Raw genomic sequence first — 15,781 nt, 5'->3', positions numbered from 1 at the left:
TCTATCCCCATGGCCCCGACACCGGGACGAAGGGGGAAAGTCTTCTGCATGCCATGGAGCCTGCTCCGATCGGTCGGCCTTGTCCCCGCGGCGCTTGTCCTCACCACCATTGCGGCGAGTGCCGAAGCGGGCAAAGCGGCCGGCCCGTCCGAATTCCTGCTGGTGGCGCAGCTTGTCTTGTTGATCGCGGTCGGCCGCGGTCTCGGCGAGATCATGCAGCGGATCGGCCAGCCCTCGGTGATGGGCGAATTGCTCGCCGGCATCATTCTCGGCCCGTCGCTGTTCGGCTGGATCTGGCCGGAAGCGCAAGCCGCGATCTTCCCGCGGACACCCGAGCAGAAGGCGATGATCGACGGCATCGCGCAAGTGGGCATCCTGCTGTTGCTGCTGCTCACCGGCATGGAGACTGACCTCAAGCTGGTCAGGAAGGTCGGCAGGGCCGCGATCGCGATCTCGATCGCCGGCATCCTCGTGCCTTTCGCCTGCGGCTTCGCGCTCGGCGAGTTCCTGCCGGATGCGCTGCTGCCCAATCCGCAACAGCGCCTGGTGGCGTCGCTGTTCATGGGCACGGCGCTGTCGATCTCCTCGGTGAAGATCGTCGCGGTGGTCGTGCGCGAGATGAATTTCATGCGGCGCAACGTCGGGCAGATCATCGTCGCGACCGCCGTCATCGACGACACCATCGGCTGGATCATCATCGCCGTCATCTTCAGCCTGGCCTCGCACGGCACGCTGGATGTCGCTTCGGTGGCGAAGGCCGTGCTGGGGACGCTCGCCTTCCTCGCAGTCAGCTTCACCATCGGCCGCCGCCTTGTGTTCCTGCTGATCCGCTGGGCCAACGACAATCTCGTCAGCGCGGCGGCGGTCATCACCGTGATCCTGCTGTTGATGAGCGTCATGGCGATGATCACGCACATGATCGGCGTACACACCGTGCTCGGGGCCTTCGTCGCCGGCATCCTGGTCGGGGAATCCCCGATCCTGACGCGGCAGATCGACGAGCGTCTGCGCGGGTTGATCTCCAGCTTCTTCATGCCGGTATTCTTCGGCCTGGCAGGCCTTGCCGCCGATCTCTCGGTGCTGCGCGATCCCAACCTCCTGATGCTCACCGGCCTCCTGGTCGCGATCGCAAGCGTCGGCAAGTTCGGCGGCGCCTTCGTCGGCGGCACATTGGGCGGCCTGAACACTCGGGAGTCGCTGGCGCTCGCGAGCGGCATGAATGCCCGCGGCTCGACCGAGGTGATCATCGCAACCATCGGACTTTCGATCGGCGTGCTAAGCCAGAACCTGTTCACGATGATCGTGACCATGGCGATCGTGACCACGATGGCGATGCCGCCGATGCTGCGCGCGGCGCTGGCCAGGCTGCCGATGAACGAGGAGGAGAAGGAACGCCTGGAGCAGGAGGAATTCGACAAGCGCGGCTTCCTCGCCAATCTCGAGCGCCCGTTGTTGGCTGTGGATGAGAGCGTCAACGCCACCTTTGCCGCTCACATCGCTGGCCTCCTCGTCGGCATGCGCGGCCTGCCGATCACCGTGCTCCATATCGGCGAGCAGCCTGAGGAGCAGGAGAAGGGCCGCGACGTGGCGGAGAGCCACGAAGCCGTGGTGAAGAAGGCGGCCGAGGCGGTGGCCGCGAGCAGCGAGGCAGCCGCCGGCGGCGTCGATGTCGTCACCCGCGCGCGCCGTGCGGAACTCGGCGAGACCATCACTGAGGAGGCGCGCAAGGGTTTTGACCTTCTCGTCGTCGGCCTCGGCAAGGTCGCTGCGACCAAGGATCGCTTCGACCGCAAGATCGAGGACATCGCAGCGACGTTCGAAGGACCGCTCGCGATCGTCGCGGCCAAGGGCAAGCACCTGAAGCAACCGATGCCCGAAGGGCTCAACATCCTCGTTCCCGTTTCCGGCAGCGCCGTCTCCAAGCGCGGCGCCGAGGTTGCGGTCGCGTTGGCGCAAGGAGGATCAGGCTCGCTCCGGGTGATCTATGTCGCGACGACGCGCGACAAGGGCGCGCAGCGCGGGGCCTCCCGTGGCCTCAGCCAGGAGGCGGGCATTCTCAAGGACGTCAGCGATCTCGCCGCCCGCTACGATGTCGACATCACCACCACGCTGCGGGTGAACCGGGCGCCGGAGGCCGCGATCCTGCGCGAGATCGACACCACCGATGTCGATCTCGTCGTCATGGGCGTCGACCGTATCCAGGCCGATCATCTGTCCTTCGGCGGCGTCGCCGACGCCGTGCTCAGGCAGTCGAAGGTCTCGGTGCTGCTGGTGTCGAGCGGCGAGGCGCAGCGGGCGCCGGCCGAGAAGGCCTAGAGCTTCGCCTCCGCCACCTTCTCCACCTTGGGCGCCTTCTTGCTCGCCCGCCAGTTCTCGAACCGCTGCACCACCACGAAGAAGGCCGGCACGAACAGCACCGCGAGACAGGTCGAGGCCAGCATGCCCGAGAAGACCGTGATGCCGATCGACTTGCGGGCGCTGGCGCCGGCGCCGGTGGCGAGCACCAGGGGCACCACGCCGAGGATAAAGGCGAACGAGGTCATCAGGATCGGCCGGAAACGGGCGCGCGCGGCCTCGATCGCGGATTCCAGCACCGGCTTGCCGTCGCGGCCGTGCAGCTCGAGCCCGACCTCGACGATCAGGATCGCGTTCTTGGCCGACAGCGCGATCAGGAGGATCAGGCCGATCTGGCAATAGAGATTGTTGTCGATCTTGAGGGCAGAGAGGATCAGCATCGGCCCGAGCAGCGACAGCGGCACCGCGAGGATCACCGAGATCGGCGCGTACCAGCTCTCATACTGGCCGGCGAGCACGAGATAGACCAGCAGCATGGCGAGGCCGAACACCCAGTAGATCTGGTTCGAGACCGCCTTCTCCTGATACGACATCGCGGTCCATTCGTAGCCGGTGCCCGGCGGCAGCGTCTTGTCGGCGATCTCCTCCATCAGCTTCAGCGACTGGCCGGATGAGTAGCCCTGCGCCGGCAGGCCGATCACGGTCGAGGAGGGATAGAGATTGTAGAGGCTGATCAGCGACGGGCCGGTGGCGGGCGTGATCTTGGCGATGGTGCCGATGGGGATCATGTCGCCGTTGGAGTTGCGCACCTGCATGTTGGCGATGTCGCGCTCGGTGACGCGGAAGGCGGGATCCGCTTGCGTATAGACCTGGAACACGCGGCCGAACTTGTTGAACTGATTGACGTAGGACGAGCCGAGATAGGTCGACAGCGCCGAGAACACCTGATCGGTGGTCACGTGCAGCGTCTGGGTCTTGATGCGGTCGATCTCGATATTGAACTGCGGCACCGAGGAGCGGAACGAGGACTGCACGCGCTGCAGCGCGCTCTGGCTCTGGGCGTTATTGACCATCGCGCCGGTGATCGCCTGCAGCTTGGCGAAATCGCTGTTGCCGTCACGCAGCTCGACCTGCATCGAGAAGCCGGCGGCGTTGCCGATGCCCTGGATCGGGGGCGGCGGCAGCACCAGCGTGCGTGCCTCCATGATGCTCGCGAGCTTGTCGTTGAGGCCATAGACCAGCGACCGCAGATCCTCGCCCGGCCCCTTGCGCGCCCCCCAGTCCTTCAGGATGATGTAGGCGACGCCGGCATTGGCGAGGCTGGCGCTGTTGTCGAGCGCGGAGATGCCGGCGATGGTGATGACCTGCGCCACGCCCGGCGTGTCCTTGATGATCTCGCTCGCCCTGTCGAGCACGGCTTGCGTCCGCTCCAGCGCGGCGCCGTCCGGCAGCTGCACGGCGGCGATCAGATAGCCCTGGTCCTCGATCGGCAGGAAGCCGGTCGGCACCCGCGATAGGCCGTAGCCGCTGGCGCCGATCACCAGCAGCGCGAACGCGACCGAGATGGCGGCGTGCTTGACCAGGAACGTGATCAGCCTTGTGTAGCCGCGCTCGACACGGTCATAGACCGCGTTGAAACCGCGATAGAAGAAATTGCGCTGCTCCGGCGGCACCGCCGGGCGCAGCCACAGCGCGCATTGCGTCGGTTTCAATGTCGCCGCGTTGATGGCGGACAGCAGCGCGGTCGCCGCGATCACCAGCGCGAATTGCGAATAGATGCGCCCGGTCAGGCCGGCGAGGAACGAGGCCGGCAGGAACACCGAGATCAGCACCAGCGTGATGCCGACGATCGGCGCGAACAGCTGGTCCATCGCCCTGATCGCGGCGTCGTGGCCATTCATGCCCTGCTCGATGTTGTGCGCAGCGCCCTCCACCACGACGATGGCATCGTCGACCACGATGCCGATCGCGAGCACGATCGCGAACAGCGTCGACATGTTGATGGTGAAGCCAAGCACCGCCATCGCGGCGAACGCGCCGATGATGGTGACAGGCACGGTGGTTGCCGGCACCAGCATCGCGCGCCAGTCCTGCAGGAAGACCAGGATCACGACCAGCACCAGCAGGCCGGCCTCGATCAGGGTCATGTAGACCTCGTGCACCGAGGCTTCCACGAACTTGGTGGTATCGAACGGCGTGTCGTATTTGATGCCTTCCGGAAACCGCTTGGCGAGCTCCGCCATCTTCTTCTCGACGGCCTGCTCGACCTGCAGCGCGTTGGCGCCGGGCGACTGGAACACGCCGATGCCGACCGCCGGTTGCTTGTTGAGCGAGAAGATCTGGCTATAGGTTTGCGCGCCCAATTCGACCCAGCCGACGTCGCGCACCCGCGTGACGTCGCCGCTAGTGCCCGACTTGACGATGATGTTCTCGAACTGGCTGGTGTCGTCGAGCCGTCCGTTGACGTTGAGTGTGTATTGGAACGCCTGTCCGGGCGGTGTCGGCGGCGCGCCGACCTGGCCGGCGGAGACCTGCTGGCTCTGCTGCTGGATCGCCTGGATCACGTCCTGCGGCACCAGCCCGCGCACTTGCAGCTTGTTCGGATCGAGCCAGACCCGCATCGAATATTGGCCGGCGCCGAACACGGTGACGTTGCCGACGCCGGGCAGGCGCGAGAGCTCGTCACGGATGTTGATGGTGGCGTAGTTGCTCAAATAGAGGCTGTCGTGTCTCGAATCCGGCGAGGTCAGCGTCACGAACAGCAGGATCGAGGTCGATCGCTTCTGCACGGTGACGCCCTGGTTCTGCACGGCGCTCGGCAGTTGCGACAGCGCGCTGGAGACGCGGTTCTGCACCAGCACCTGCGCGAAGTTGAGATCGGTGCCGATCTTGAAGGTCACCGTCAGCGTGTAGGTGCCGTCCGAGCCGCTATAGGACTGCATGTAGAGCATGTCCTCCACGCCGTTGACCTGCTGCTCGATCGGCAGCGCCACGGTGTCGATCACGGTCTTGGCGCTGGCGCCGGGATAACGCGTCGTGACCTGCACGGTCGGCGGCACCACGTCGGGATATTGCGCGACGGCGAGATTGAACAGCGCGACGCCGCCGATCAGGATCATCAACAGCGCAATGACGTTCGAGAGGACGGGCCGCTCGATGAAGAACTTTGAGATCATGGCGGCGGCTCCTACTTGGCAGACGCCTGCGGCTGCTCGATCTTCGTTGCCTGCGGATCGATCTTCTGGCCCGGGATCACCCGCAGCAGCCCCGCGATGACGACGCGGTCCTCCGGCTTGAGGCCGCTTTCGATGACGCGCAGCCCGTTTTCGACCGGGCCGATCTGCACCTTGCGCTGCTCGACCACGTTGTCGCCGTTGACCACCAGCAGATAGCGGCCGCCCTGGTCGCTGCCGAGCGCGGTATCAGGGACGAGCAGGGCGGTCTTCTCCTGGTCAAAGGGCACGCGGACCCGGACGAAATAACCGGGCAGCAGCACCCGCTTGTCGTTGGGGACAAGGCCGCGCACGGCGAGAGTGCCCGTCGATTGATTGAGGGTCGGCGCAACGTAGTCGAGATGGCCCTCATGCGGGTAGCCGGTCTCGGTCTGGAGCCCGATCTGGATCGGAAACTCTTTGAGGTTGGCGGGCGTCAATCCTCGGCGGGCCGCTTCGGCGCGGATGCGCAGCACGTCCTGTTCGTTGACGGTGAAGTTCACATAGATCGGGTCCATCGCGACGATGGTGGCGAGCTGGGTCGGAGAGGAGACGCCGACGAGTTCGCCGACCGAGACCATGTGGGCGCTGACGATGCCGTCGAACGGCGCCGTCACCTTGGTGTAGCCGTAGTTCACCTCGGCGAGCCTGGTGTTGGCCTGCGCCTGCTGCAGATTGGCCTGGGCGTTGTCACGCGCCGAGGTGGAATTATCGAGCGTGGCTTGCGAGACCGCCTGGCGCTGCACCAGCTCGGCCTGCCGCTTGTAATCTGCTTCCGTCTGCCGCACCGAGGCCTGTGCGCCGACCTCGGCCGCCTGTGCCTGTTCGAGCTTGAGCTTGTAGGTCTCCGGCTCGATCGTGAACAGCTGGGTGCCCTGCTTGACGAAGGTGCCGTCCTGATAGTCGATCGATTGCAGAAAACCCTGCACCCGCGCCACGAGATCGACGCTCTTGATCGGCGCGGTGTTGCCGGTGGCCTCGATGTAGCGCGTCACCGGACGCTGCACCGGCGTTGCCACGTCCACCTTGGGGGGCGGCGGTGCCACGAACGTGTTCTTGTCTTCGCAGCCGGTGAGCACGGCCACGGACGCCGCAGCGGACAGGACCCGCCCGAAATGCCTCCACGCTCCATTGCGTCGTGCGGAAGAGACGGGATTCGCTGAGGTCATTCGGTAGCCCCCGATTGCTGTCTGTCGGTGCGGCAGGCTAACAATAAACGACTGGCCGTGGAACACCATAGCCATGGCGGTCACCGGCCTTGCACGGCTGCGAGCGATGTGGCCTTTGACGAGTTTGTCACGACAAACCGCTTTTCACCGAGGGCATGATCGACCAGAATTGTGTCAAAGGCCGTGCGATCCAAGCAGGGCGCCGAAGAAGAAAAGGTGAGGAGATCATGACATGCCAACGCCATCTCGGTCGGCCCTTGCCGGCCTCGCTCTCGCAGCGATGGTTGCCATGCCCGCGCTAGCAGATGGCTTGAAGGACGAGATCGCACCGACCGGCAAGCTGCGGGTCGCGATCGCCATCAGCCCCGCAGGCGGCGCGTTCTGGTCGACCAAGACCGAAGCCGGCTATACCGGCGTTCCCATCGATCTCGGCAAGGCGATGGCCGCCCAGCTCGGCGTATCGGTCGAATATGTCGTGCACCAGAATTCCGGACAGATCACCGATGCCGCCGGCAAGGGCACCTGGGACGTCACCTGGTTGCCCAAAGATCCCGAACGCGAGACCAAGATGCTGTTCGGCCCGATCTACGAGGTCGCGGACGCCACCTACATCGTCAAGCCGGGGTCGATCGTCGCCAATTTTGCGACGCTCGACCAACCAGGCATCAAGGTCGCGGCCGTCAACGCCACGACGACGATGCGCGGCGCGATCGCGCATCTGAAGCATGCGAAGGTCACGGGCTATCAGACCTATGACGAGATCTTCGGCCTGCTTAGGAGCGGTGAGATCGATGCCTTCGCGCTGTCGCGCGATCAGCTCAACAAGATGGCCCAGAAGATTCCGGGCACGCGCGTGCTGGACGAGACATTCAAGAAAACAGTGACGGCCGTCGCCGTGCCACTCGGCCACAGCCAAGCGTTGGCCTTCGTCACCAAATTCATGACCGCGGCCGTGACGAACGGTACGCTGCGCAAGGCCTACGACAATAACGGGCTGAAGGACGCGCCGATTCGCACTGAATAGGTGCGTTCTTCGCCGGACACATTGGATCTCAACTGGGCGCACATGCTTGGACGTTGGATTGCAGCTTCGATCATACTGCTGGTCTTGATAGTGCAGAGCGCTCACGCCCAGCCGCTGACGGTCGATCCTGAAACCATCGTCCCCTTGCCGTCGCGGTTCGAGATGGAGCCGCCGGCAGCCGACGTGCCGCCGGAGATTGCCCGCTTCCAGGGCGCATGGATCGGGACCTGGCAAGACGACCGGGCCATCCTCGTGGTCGAGCGCGTCCAGGCCAATGGGCATGCAGACCTCGTCTTTGCCCGGTCGGACTCGGCCTTCAATGGCATGAATCGCGAATGGTGGCGGGACCAGGCGACGGTCGTCGATGGCGTGCTGACCATGACGGGGTTTCGTGTCTTTCGTTATGCCTTCGATGGCCCGGACCGCTTGTACATGACGGCGACGCTCAAGAATGGCATCGTCACATCAGGAGCGCTGGTCCGTGCCGATCCCGCGCGTCTCGCTGCGGGCAAGCGGCCGAACGACTGGCCGTGGCCCGGAGAGCGCGTCCGGATTCCGCACCTCACGGTTCGAACGCCCGATGGCACACGGCCGATCACGCTCGAGGGCACGTTCTATCCGCCGTCAGGGCAGGGGCCTGCACCGCTCGCGATCTTCACCCATGGATCCGACATCGGCCGCAATCAGCTCAGGTCCTGGTCGTTCTCGACCGAGGCGCATTGGCTGCACGACAATGGATTTGCGGTGCTGGCGCTGATGCGCCGCGGACGTGGCAGCTCCGAGGGGATCAACGGTGAGGAGACCTTCGGGCGTGAGCACGACGGCAGCCTGATCGACGTCTCGGCCGGGGTCGCCGAGGCCGTTGAAGACCTCGGATCCGCGATCGCCTTTGGCCGCACGCTGCCCGGGGTCAGGCCGGGCAAGGTGCTGCTCGCGGGCCAGTCGCGCGGCGGCTTTCTCGCCATGCACTATGCCGGCCTAAAGCCCGGCGAGGTGACGGGCGTGGTGAATTTCAGTGGCGGCTGGTATCCTTACGGACCGGTGACCACGCCCTATTATGCGAACGCCGGCCGCGGTGCAGGTGCCGACGTCCCTCAGCTCTGGCTCTATGCCGATACCGACCGCCTCTACAAGGAGCAGCTCATCCGCGAATATCACGAGGCGTTCGCAGCCGCCGGCGGCAGCGTGCGCTTCGAGCTGCTTCACAACGTGCCGGGTGATGGCCACCTGCTGCGGCTTCATCCCGAGCGGTGGCGCGCGATCGCCGACGAATTCCTCGCCTCACTCGGTCGGCAGCGCTAATCGCGACAGCTTGCAAAGATCGTGTTACACCATCTCTGCAATTCGCGCCCGACCGGAAAGCGGCGAAGGATTGCTGGAGCCATTCCATGAATCGCGCGTTTCGCCTGATCGTGCAGCTCGGAATTCTGTCGCTCGCGACCTGGAACATCGCCTTTGGCGAAGACGCTTCGATTGTCTCCATCACCACGCCGCGTGGCGTCCAGCAATCCTTCATCCTGATCAAGCCGGAACACGCAATCGCATCCGTCATCCTGTTTGCTGGCGGAGGCGGTAATCTGCGCTTGAGCAGGACGCCGCCTCCACAGGTGGGGCCATACGCTTTCGTGGCCGGAAATTTCCTGGTGCGCAGCCGCGAGAAATTCGCTGCGCACGATTTCATGGTGGCCGTGATTGACGCGCCGTCCGATCAACAGAGAGGCATGAGCGGATCCTTTCGCCTCAGCACAGAGCACGCAATCGATATCGGGGCCATCGCCGATTATTTGAAGCGCCAGGCCGATGTGCCGGTGTGGCTCGTCGGCACCAGCGCAGGCAGCTGGTCGGCAGCGCGCGGCGCCATCGCCGCCGGCCGCGACGGCATCGCAGCCGGTTCGATCGACGGTCTCGTGCTGACGTCGACCGTTACGCGGATTGCGCCGGGCTCGTCCTTGGCAAGACGCTTTCCGGAGTTCGCCAGGGATTACCCGGATGGCGTCATCAGCATGGCGTTACCCGAGATCAAGCTGCCCACGCTGATTGTGTCGCACGAGGAAGATGCCTGCGAGTTCACGCCTGCCGCTGACGCGCCGGCGCTCGCAAAGCGTCTGACTGGCGCAGCCCGGGTGGCGACCGTCTTGCTCAGCGGCGGTGACCCACCGATATCCGACCCGTGCGAAGCTTATGCGGCGCATGGCTATTATGGCATCGAGGAACAGGCGGTCGACAGGATTGCAGAATTCATCACGGCTAACAGCAAACGCGGGCCATGATGATCTCTGGGCTTCCCGACGACTTGCCCTAAGTCCTTTTGGCGGCATGCCACGCCGCAAGCACGTCCTGCTCTTCATCGGCGGTAAGCCCGACGACCGGTCCGTTGCTGGCGCGAAGCCAATGCAGCGTATCGCGCGCAGTTTCTCCCGGTGGTCGCGAGTACAGGCCAGCCGCGCGGGCCGGCGAAGTGTCGCGCGTCATAAAGCCGGCGAAGTGGGGCAGGGGCAGCCACAGCGGCAATGACCGCGGACCCGCCCAGCGCCGCACGTCGTGCGCTTCCAGAAAGGCGCGATCGACCCAGGTGAATGCGCAGGACGGGTCCAACGCGGCTGCGCATTCCGCCAGGAATTCGCCGCGCGTGCGTATTGGTCCGATTCCGTCATAGACGCCGGTGAGGCGAGCCTCTGCGGCATGCACGATCCATTGCGCGAGGTCGCGCACGTCGATGAACTGGACGGCATCATCCGGCGATCCCGGCGCCAGCACTTCGCCGCCGCGCGCGAGCCGCGCCGGCCAATAGGCGAAGCGCCCGGTCGGGTCCTCCGGCCCGGCGATGAGGCCGGCTCGGCAGATGAAGGCATCGTCGCCGACCGCCTGTTCGCAAGCGACCTTGGCGGCGCCATAGATCGCATCGGTGCTGTGCTCGATCTCCACTGAGACGGGCTCACGCAGCGGTGCCGTGTCGGCGCGTTGTCCCGGTATGCGGTTGTCCGCGTACACGCTGATAGTCGATACGAAGGTCCAATGCACGCCCGGCCGCTTCAGCGCCGCGACGGCGCGGCGGACTTGACCGGGCTGACGCGAGACGTCAATCACGGCGTCGAACATCTCGCCGGTCAATGGCGCAAGTCCGTCAGCAACGTCGCGATCGATCCGAATGAGGCGGGCGCCGTGGGCGATCGGCCCTGCGAGACCGCGGGCGGCGCAGGTCACCTCATGGCCGGCAGCGCAAGCACGGCTCGCGATCGCACGTCCGAGAAACTGGCTGCCGCCGAGGATGAGGATGCGCATGCAATGGTCCGTGCTGCCGGTGAGATCGAGAGCCTACAACGTCCGGTAGCAGTTGCAACCGCCGTCTCAGCGGCCCTTGATCTCCACGTACTTCGCCATCGCGCGCTCGAATTTGCGGTTGAACAGCCACATCGCCGCAAGGATCTCGCGGAAGCTTGCGGACGTACGCGCCCGGTCGGCCTGTCCGAACGCGAAGATGCTGTTGTTGCGCAGGTGCTTCATGATCGTGGGGCTGGAGACCCTGTAGTTCAGGAGATCGCCGGATTTGAGCGCGGCGCGCGTCGGGGTGGGCACGATCTGGATCAGCTCGAACAGCTTCATCTGGTCGATCGGGTCGGGCAGCGTCTTCACGATGGCGGGGATCTCACGGAACACATCCGCATGCGCATTCATCAGGCCGTTGCGGACGTTGGTCCAGTGGTTGAAGCGGTGGTCGGTGCCGCGGGCGCGCGCCTCTTCCTTGTCATCGCGCGCGGTCAGCGCCGGGTCGATCGCCGCGATCTCGCTTTTGATCGCCTGCCATTTCCTGTGGCCGTTGCGATCCTCGGACGGGCCGGTCTGGAAGCTGCCCATATACGTATTCGAGCGTCCGTTGCGAACGTTCTGCTTGCCGTTGGTCTCGGCATAGAACAGGCCGAGGCTAATGCGGCCGGCGGCGGCAGCCTGCTCAGGTGCGAGACCCTTTGCGCGCGCGATCACCGTGGCGAGATCGACGACGTCCTTGAACGGCGTCGCCGAGTTCTGCGCATTGGCGGGCGGCGCTTCCATCACGTCGAAGAGTTCAGAATATTCGTCGATCAGCGGCTCGATCTCGGCGTCGAAATAGGCCGGCGGAATCTCGAACTTGTTGGGCCTGCCGATCCGCGACGGCATGGCGTCGGTGAGATCCTTGTACGAACTGATCACGGCGACGCGCGCCAGATAAAGCGGCTGTCCTGGCAGGTTCGGCAGCGGCTCCTTGGCATCGATCTGGCGGCGCCGCTCGGCTAAGACCGACTTGAACTCGGCGAGCGCCTTGTCATAGGCAGCAACCGCCTCCGTTTGCCGGGGCGTGAGCGCGCGCTGTTGTCCGGCGGCGGGTGCTGCAACGAGGAAAGCAACAGCTGCAAAGATGGCAAGACGTCTGGATCCCATGGCCGTTTCCCATCGATTCGCTGGCCAGGAAGATCGTAAGCATCAGATGCAGCGGCTGGCGAGATGCAAATCCCGCTCAGCCCGAATTCTTATGCCGCCCGGTAGTCCGGCGCCGTCGCCAGGAACTTCGCATAGGCATCCGCATCCGGCGGTTGGAAGCGCCCGGCAAGGCCACCGCGCTTCTGGTTCTTCGCGCCGATGTCGGCCATCAGCTCGTCGAAATGGCGGTAGTGATAGGGCGCGACGCAGAGGCCGCCATAGACGCCCGCGGCCGGCCGTTCGACGCGCTTGAAGTGAAGCATCATCTCGATGTTGTCGCGCATGGCCTGCGCCGTCGGCTGGTTGGCGAGCTGGCCGTCGGCATAGCGCACCAGCCAGTTGGCGGCGAGGTCGGCACAGAGCACGGTGCAGAACGACGAGTTGAAACCGACGAATCCCAGCTCGGGCAGGTCGGGATTGGCGATCAGGCGATAGAGCCGGTACTGCCCGTCGGCATCGACGAGTTTCTGCCTGTAGGCCTCGGGCAGGAACGGCACGCCGAGCTTGTAGCCGATCGCGAGCACCGCGACGTCGGCGCCGACGCGTTCGCCGCCGCTCATCACGATGCTGTCGCCGTCATAATGGTCGAACGTGCCGAACACCGCCTTGATACGGCCGTCGGCGACCATCGGATAGAAGCCCGGTGTTGCGATCGGCACCGAGCAGTTGACGCCGTCCTCGATCCGCTCCTTCGGCACCATCTTGCAGCGGCCGAGCTTGAACTGCGCCTTCAAGAGGCTCTCCAGCCCGCGCCAGTTCGCCCAGACCAGCGGCGCGGCGATGCGATGCGCGAGCCGCGTCATCGCGCCGATGCCCCAGCCCGGAAACATCTCCTCCTGCGCGCGGATGTAGAGGATGCGCTTGAAGTTCACGAGTCCGCCGATGAAATAGGGAATGCGCCACACCGGCTCGCGCATCACGATGGTGACCTCGCGCGCACCCGACTTCACCGCGTTCACTGCGATGTCGGTCGCCGATTTCGAGCCGCCGAGCACGACGACGCGGCGTCCTTTCGCGCGCGCCGGATCGCCGTATGCCGACGAATGCAGGATCTGGCCGCCCCGTGCGAGGAAGCCGTCCTCGCCGGGGCAATGCAGCTCGCGCGGCTCGTTGAACTGGCCGGTGCAGACCGCGACGAAATCGAAATCCTCGTTTGTTGTCACGCCGTCCTTGCCGCTGAGCGCGAGCGTCCAGCCCGGCTTGCCGTTGGCCCGCCGCGCCATGCCGGCAACTTCGGTGCCGAGGCGCAGCATGCGATCGAGGCCAAAGCTCCTGGCATAATCGGCGAGATAGGCGTGGACCTGCGGCCCGCTCGGCCATTCCGGATAGGCGTCCGGCATGGCGCGGTCGGTATAGCGGTAGAGCTCCTTCGGGCTCTGGGTCTGCACGTCAGGATAGGACCGCGCCGGCTCCCAGACGCCGCCGAGATCGCCGCTGCGCTCGACGATGCTGACGCGGTGGCCGCGGGTAGAGAACGCCTTGGCGGCAGCAAGGCCGGAGACGCCGGCGCCGATCACGCAGACATGTTTTGGGCTGACCATGGGATGGCTCGATGTGTTTCGCGCAAGCAGCCACGTTCGGCCGCAAGGCGCGGCCGGCGAGCCAGCAAGCAGATGAAAGTTGACGAGGAGGCGAAGGCTAGTCGTTGGCCTCGGGCGGCAGGAAATCGACCTCATGCAGCGCCGAGATGCGCACGACTTCGGCAGGGTCGGTCAGATTGTGGAGCTGGTTAAACAGCGCCTCCAGCTTCTGCATTGGCGAGACCCAGAACAGGGCGCGGCACGGCTTGTCGGACTTGTTGAAATAGCCATGCGGGATGCCGCGCGGCATGCGCACGAGATCGCCGGCATGGGCCTTGACCCATTTTCCGTCGAGCTTGAGGTCGAGCGTGCCCTCCTGCACCAGGATGAACTCGTCCTGGGTCGGATGGATGTGCACCGGCACGAACTGGCCGGGGTCGCTGTTGGTCTCGAACGCGAAGATGGACTCGGTGACGGCCTTGGGAAAATAGACTTGGCCCAGAATGTTCCAGCTCTTGCCGCCGTAGCCTGTGCCAGCGGCGGTAATGCCCTTTTCGAGTGCAGTCATGACGCGCTCCCATTGGATTCCGGCGGGGATGGAGCTTCGGTCAACAATGGGCCGCCTGTCTATCCGCTAAACGAATCCGCAAGCGGCTGTTGCCGTGCAGCATGACGATTTTGCCGACGCCGGCCTTTTCGCATCCGGGGAACTATTATAGGCTTAAAGCAATTCCGTGACGCGAAGCGTGGTCGACCATGTCCGCAGCCGTGCTGGAAATGAATGCAAGGGCGTCCGCAGCCGAACGGCTCGCGGATTTCGCCCGCGTCACCACCGACGATGTCGACCAAGCGGCCGAAGAGATCGGGCGCATCTTCTGTCCGCACGACCTCGAGCCGGCACAGCCGCGCGCCGCCGGCTTCTCGGCCCGGCACAATTGCGCCGATTTCGACGGCTTTTCCATCAACTATGTCGCCTATGGCGGAACGGTCGGCATCGATCCCGGCTGCCTCGAGCGTTTCTTCCTGGTGCAAATCCCGCTCACCGGTACAGCCCACATCCGCGCCGGCGTCACCGAGCTCGAGGCCGCGCCGGAGCGGACGGCGTCGCTGCTGTCGCCGACCATTCCGACCCGGATGATGTGGCGCGACTGTGCGCAGGCGATCCTGCTGGTCGACCGCCGCATGGTCGAGCAGCGCGCCGCGGCGTTGTCGGGCAGGGCATCGGGCACCGTCGAGTTCGATCCGGTGATCGACTTGGACGCGCCGTCGGGGCGCGCTCTGCGAACCAGCCTGGCCGAGCTGATGATGCTCGCCGAGCGCCTCGGTGCCTCCGGAAGGCTGTCAGCGGTCGCGATGGCCGATTGGCGCGAGCTGCTGCTCGATCATCTGCTCAACGGCCAGCGCCACGGCCTGTCGGACGCGATCGCGACATTCTCCGGCCGGGCCGAGCGGCTGCCGCGCGCGCTCCGCGCCGCGCGCGACCATCTTGCGGACAATGCCGGCGAGCCGCTCGACCTTGCGCAGCTCGCTTGCGCCGCCGGCATCGGCATCCGCGCGCTGCAGCTCGGCTTCCGCCGTCACTTCGGCCTCTCGATCTCGCAGATGCTGCTCGACATGCGCTTGGCTGCTTTCCATACCCGCCTCGCGCAGGCGACGCCCGATGCCTCCATCACCGAGATCGCCTTCGATCTCGGCTTCACCCATCTCGGCCGCATGGCCGGCGCCTACCGCGAAAAATTCGGCGAGACGCCGTCAGCCACGCTGCGGCGAAGGATGAGCTAGGGCGGAAGACCTACTTCCGCGACCGCGTACCCCTGTCTTCCGCCGCCTGCCTGCGCAGAAAGCCCTCGACGTCGGCCTGCACCGAGTAGGGCGTCGGGATCGCGTCGCCGGCGGAATCGACGGCGGTGTCGAGGCAGCGGCGCAGCATGCGGGCTAGCTCGGCTTTGCGATAAGGCTTTCTCAACAGCGGCGCGCCCATCGTGGCGCGTCCCTGCGTGTGCAGCGAGTCGTAGGCGTAGCCCGACGTGAACAAGACCCGCAACGAGGGCCGCGCCGTCACCATCTGCTCGGCGAGCTCGCGTCCGTTCTGAGTTTCATGGTCGC

General features: G+C 65.3%; 11 protein-coding genes and 1 pseudogene. 5 read left to right on the top strand and 7 right to left on the bottom strand.

Annotated features, from left to right (window positions below; all coding sequences use genetic code 11):
• The first annotated feature begins 48 nt into the window (after positions 1-48).
• Positions 49-2,316 (top strand): cation:proton antiporter, encoded by a 2,268-nt coding sequence (locus IVA79_RS19155; protein WP_247555476.1) that lies wholly within the window; start codon positions 49-51, stop codon positions 2,314-2,316.
• On the opposite strand, the gene IVA79_RS19150 is transcribed toward IVA79_RS19155, so the two are convergent.
• Positions 2,313-5,471 (bottom strand): multidrug efflux RND transporter permease subunit, encoded by a 3,159-nt coding sequence (locus IVA79_RS19150; protein WP_247555473.1) that lies wholly within the window; start codon positions 5,469-5,471, stop codon positions 2,313-2,315. The genes IVA79_RS19155 and IVA79_RS19150 overlap by 4 nt on opposite strands.
• Before the next feature lie 11 nt (positions 5,472-5,482).
• Complete coding sequence (locus IVA79_RS19145; RefSeq protein WP_247555470.1) at positions 5,483-6,676, bottom strand: efflux RND transporter periplasmic adaptor subunit; 1,194 nt, start codon at positions 6,674-6,676, stop codon at positions 5,483-5,485.
• Between the two features lie 232 nt (positions 6,677-6,908).
• Here IVA79_RS19145 and IVA79_RS19140 point away from each other — a divergent pair, with 232 nt between their 5' ends.
• From IVA79_RS19140 to IVA79_RS19130, 3 genes are all read left to right on the top strand, one after another.
• The gene (locus IVA79_RS19140) at positions 6,909-7,700 is read left to right on the top strand and encodes a transporter substrate-binding domain-containing protein (RefSeq protein WP_247555468.1); all 792 of its coding nucleotides are present in this window, start codon (positions 6,909-6,911) and stop codon (positions 7,698-7,700) included.
• A gap of 90 nt (positions 7,701-7,790) precedes the next feature.
• On the top strand, positions 7,791-9,002 hold the full coding sequence (locus IVA79_RS19135) for an alpha/beta hydrolase (protein WP_247555465.1): 1,212 nt from the start codon (positions 7,791-7,793) through the stop codon (positions 9,000-9,002).
• The gene (locus IVA79_RS19130) at positions 8,951-9,970 is read left to right on the top strand and encodes a hypothetical protein (RefSeq protein ID WP_247555462.1); all 1,020 of its coding nucleotides are present in this window, start codon (positions 8,951-8,953) and stop codon (positions 9,968-9,970) included. The genes IVA79_RS19135 and IVA79_RS19130 overlap by 52 nt, the downstream gene beginning before the upstream one ends.
• A 28-nt stretch (positions 9,971-9,998) precedes the next feature.
• On the opposite strand, the gene IVA79_RS19125 is transcribed toward IVA79_RS19130, so the two are convergent.
• The 4 genes from IVA79_RS19125 to IVA79_RS19110 all read right to left on the bottom strand — a co-directional run bounded on the left by IVA79_RS19125 (position 9,999) and on the right by IVA79_RS19110 (position 14,243).
• A complete protein-coding gene (locus IVA79_RS19125; protein WP_247555459.1) occupies positions 9,999-10,982 on the bottom strand; it encodes an NAD-dependent epimerase/dehydratase family protein in 984 nt (327 codons plus the stop codon).
• Positions 10,983-11,048: 66 nt separating this feature from the next.
• A complete protein-coding gene (locus IVA79_RS19120) occupies positions 11,049-12,116 on the bottom strand; it encodes a hypothetical protein (protein WP_247555456.1) in 1,068 nt (355 codons plus the stop codon).
• A gap of 89 nt (positions 12,117-12,205) precedes the next feature.
• Positions 12,206-13,696, bottom strand: a complete 1,491-nt coding sequence (locus IVA79_RS19115) for an NAD(P)/FAD-dependent oxidoreductase (RefSeq protein ID WP_247555454.1) — start codon at positions 13,694-13,696, stop codon at positions 12,206-12,208.
• A 97-nt stretch (positions 13,697-13,793) separates the two neighbouring features.
• Complete coding sequence (locus tag IVA79_RS19110) at positions 13,794-14,243, bottom strand: cupin domain-containing protein (protein ID WP_247555450.1); 450 nt, start codon at positions 14,241-14,243, stop codon at positions 13,794-13,796.
• Positions 14,244-14,431: 188 nt separating this feature from the next.
• Here IVA79_RS19110 and IVA79_RS19105 point away from each other — a divergent pair, with 188 nt between their 5' ends.
• Positions 14,432-15,457 carry an AraC family transcriptional regulator gene (locus IVA79_RS19105; protein WP_247555448.1) on the top strand — a complete coding sequence of 342 codons (1,026 nt, stop codon included), beginning with the start codon at positions 14,432-14,434 and terminating at the stop codon, positions 15,455-15,457.
• Between the two features lie 10 nt (positions 15,458-15,467).
• Here IVA79_RS19105 and IVA79_RS19100 read toward each other — a convergent pair.
• A pseudogene (locus tag IVA79_RS19100) lies at positions 15,468-15,764 on the bottom strand (hybrid sensor histidine kinase/response regulator); the annotation flags it as partial.
• Positions 15,765-15,781 lie beyond the last annotated feature (17 nt).

This window comes from Bradyrhizobium sp. 138, assembly GCF_023074075.1.
In the GTDB taxonomy this organism is placed as follows: domain Bacteria; phylum Pseudomonadota; class Alphaproteobacteria; order Rhizobiales; family Xanthobacteraceae; genus Bradyrhizobium.
The sequence above is the reverse complement of the archived record's forward strand: the minus strand, read 5'-3'. Positions and strand labels throughout refer to the sequence as shown.

What these genes read in the sequence shown, in the direction of transcription:
- IVA79_RS19155 (WP_247555476.1), top strand. Translation starts at nt 49, where the DNA reads ATGCCATGGAGCCTGCTCCGATCGGTCGGCCTTGTCCCCGCGGCGCTT.
- IVA79_RS19150 (WP_247555473.1), bottom strand. Translation starts at nt 5,471, where the DNA reads ATGATCTCAAAGTTCTTCATCGAGCGGCCCGTCCTCTCGAACGTCATT.
- IVA79_RS19145 (WP_247555470.1), bottom strand. Translation starts at nt 6,676, where the DNA reads ATGACCTCAGCGAATCCCGTCTCTTCCGCACGACGCAATGGAGCGTGG.
- IVA79_RS19140 (WP_247555468.1), top strand. Translation starts at nt 6,909, where the DNA reads ATGCCAACGCCATCTCGGTCGGCCCTTGCCGGCCTCGCTCTCGCAGCG.
- IVA79_RS19125 (WP_247555459.1), bottom strand. Translation starts at nt 10,982, where the DNA reads ATGCGCATCCTCATCCTCGGCGGCAGCCAGTTTCTCGGACGTGCGATC.
- IVA79_RS19120 (WP_247555456.1), bottom strand. Translation starts at nt 12,116, where the DNA reads ATGGGATCCAGACGTCTTGCCATCTTTGCAGCTGTTGCTTTCCTCGTT.
- IVA79_RS19115 (WP_247555454.1), bottom strand. Translation starts at nt 13,696, where the DNA reads ATGGTCAGCCCAAAACATGTCTGCGTGATCGGCGCCGGCGTCTCCGGC.
- IVA79_RS19110 (WP_247555450.1), bottom strand. Translation starts at nt 14,243, where the DNA reads ATGACTGCACTCGAAAAGGGCATTACCGCCGCTGGCACAGGCTACGGC.
- IVA79_RS19105 (WP_247555448.1), top strand. Translation starts at nt 14,432, where the DNA reads ATGTCCGCAGCCGTGCTGGAAATGAATGCAAGGGCGTCCGCAGCCGAA.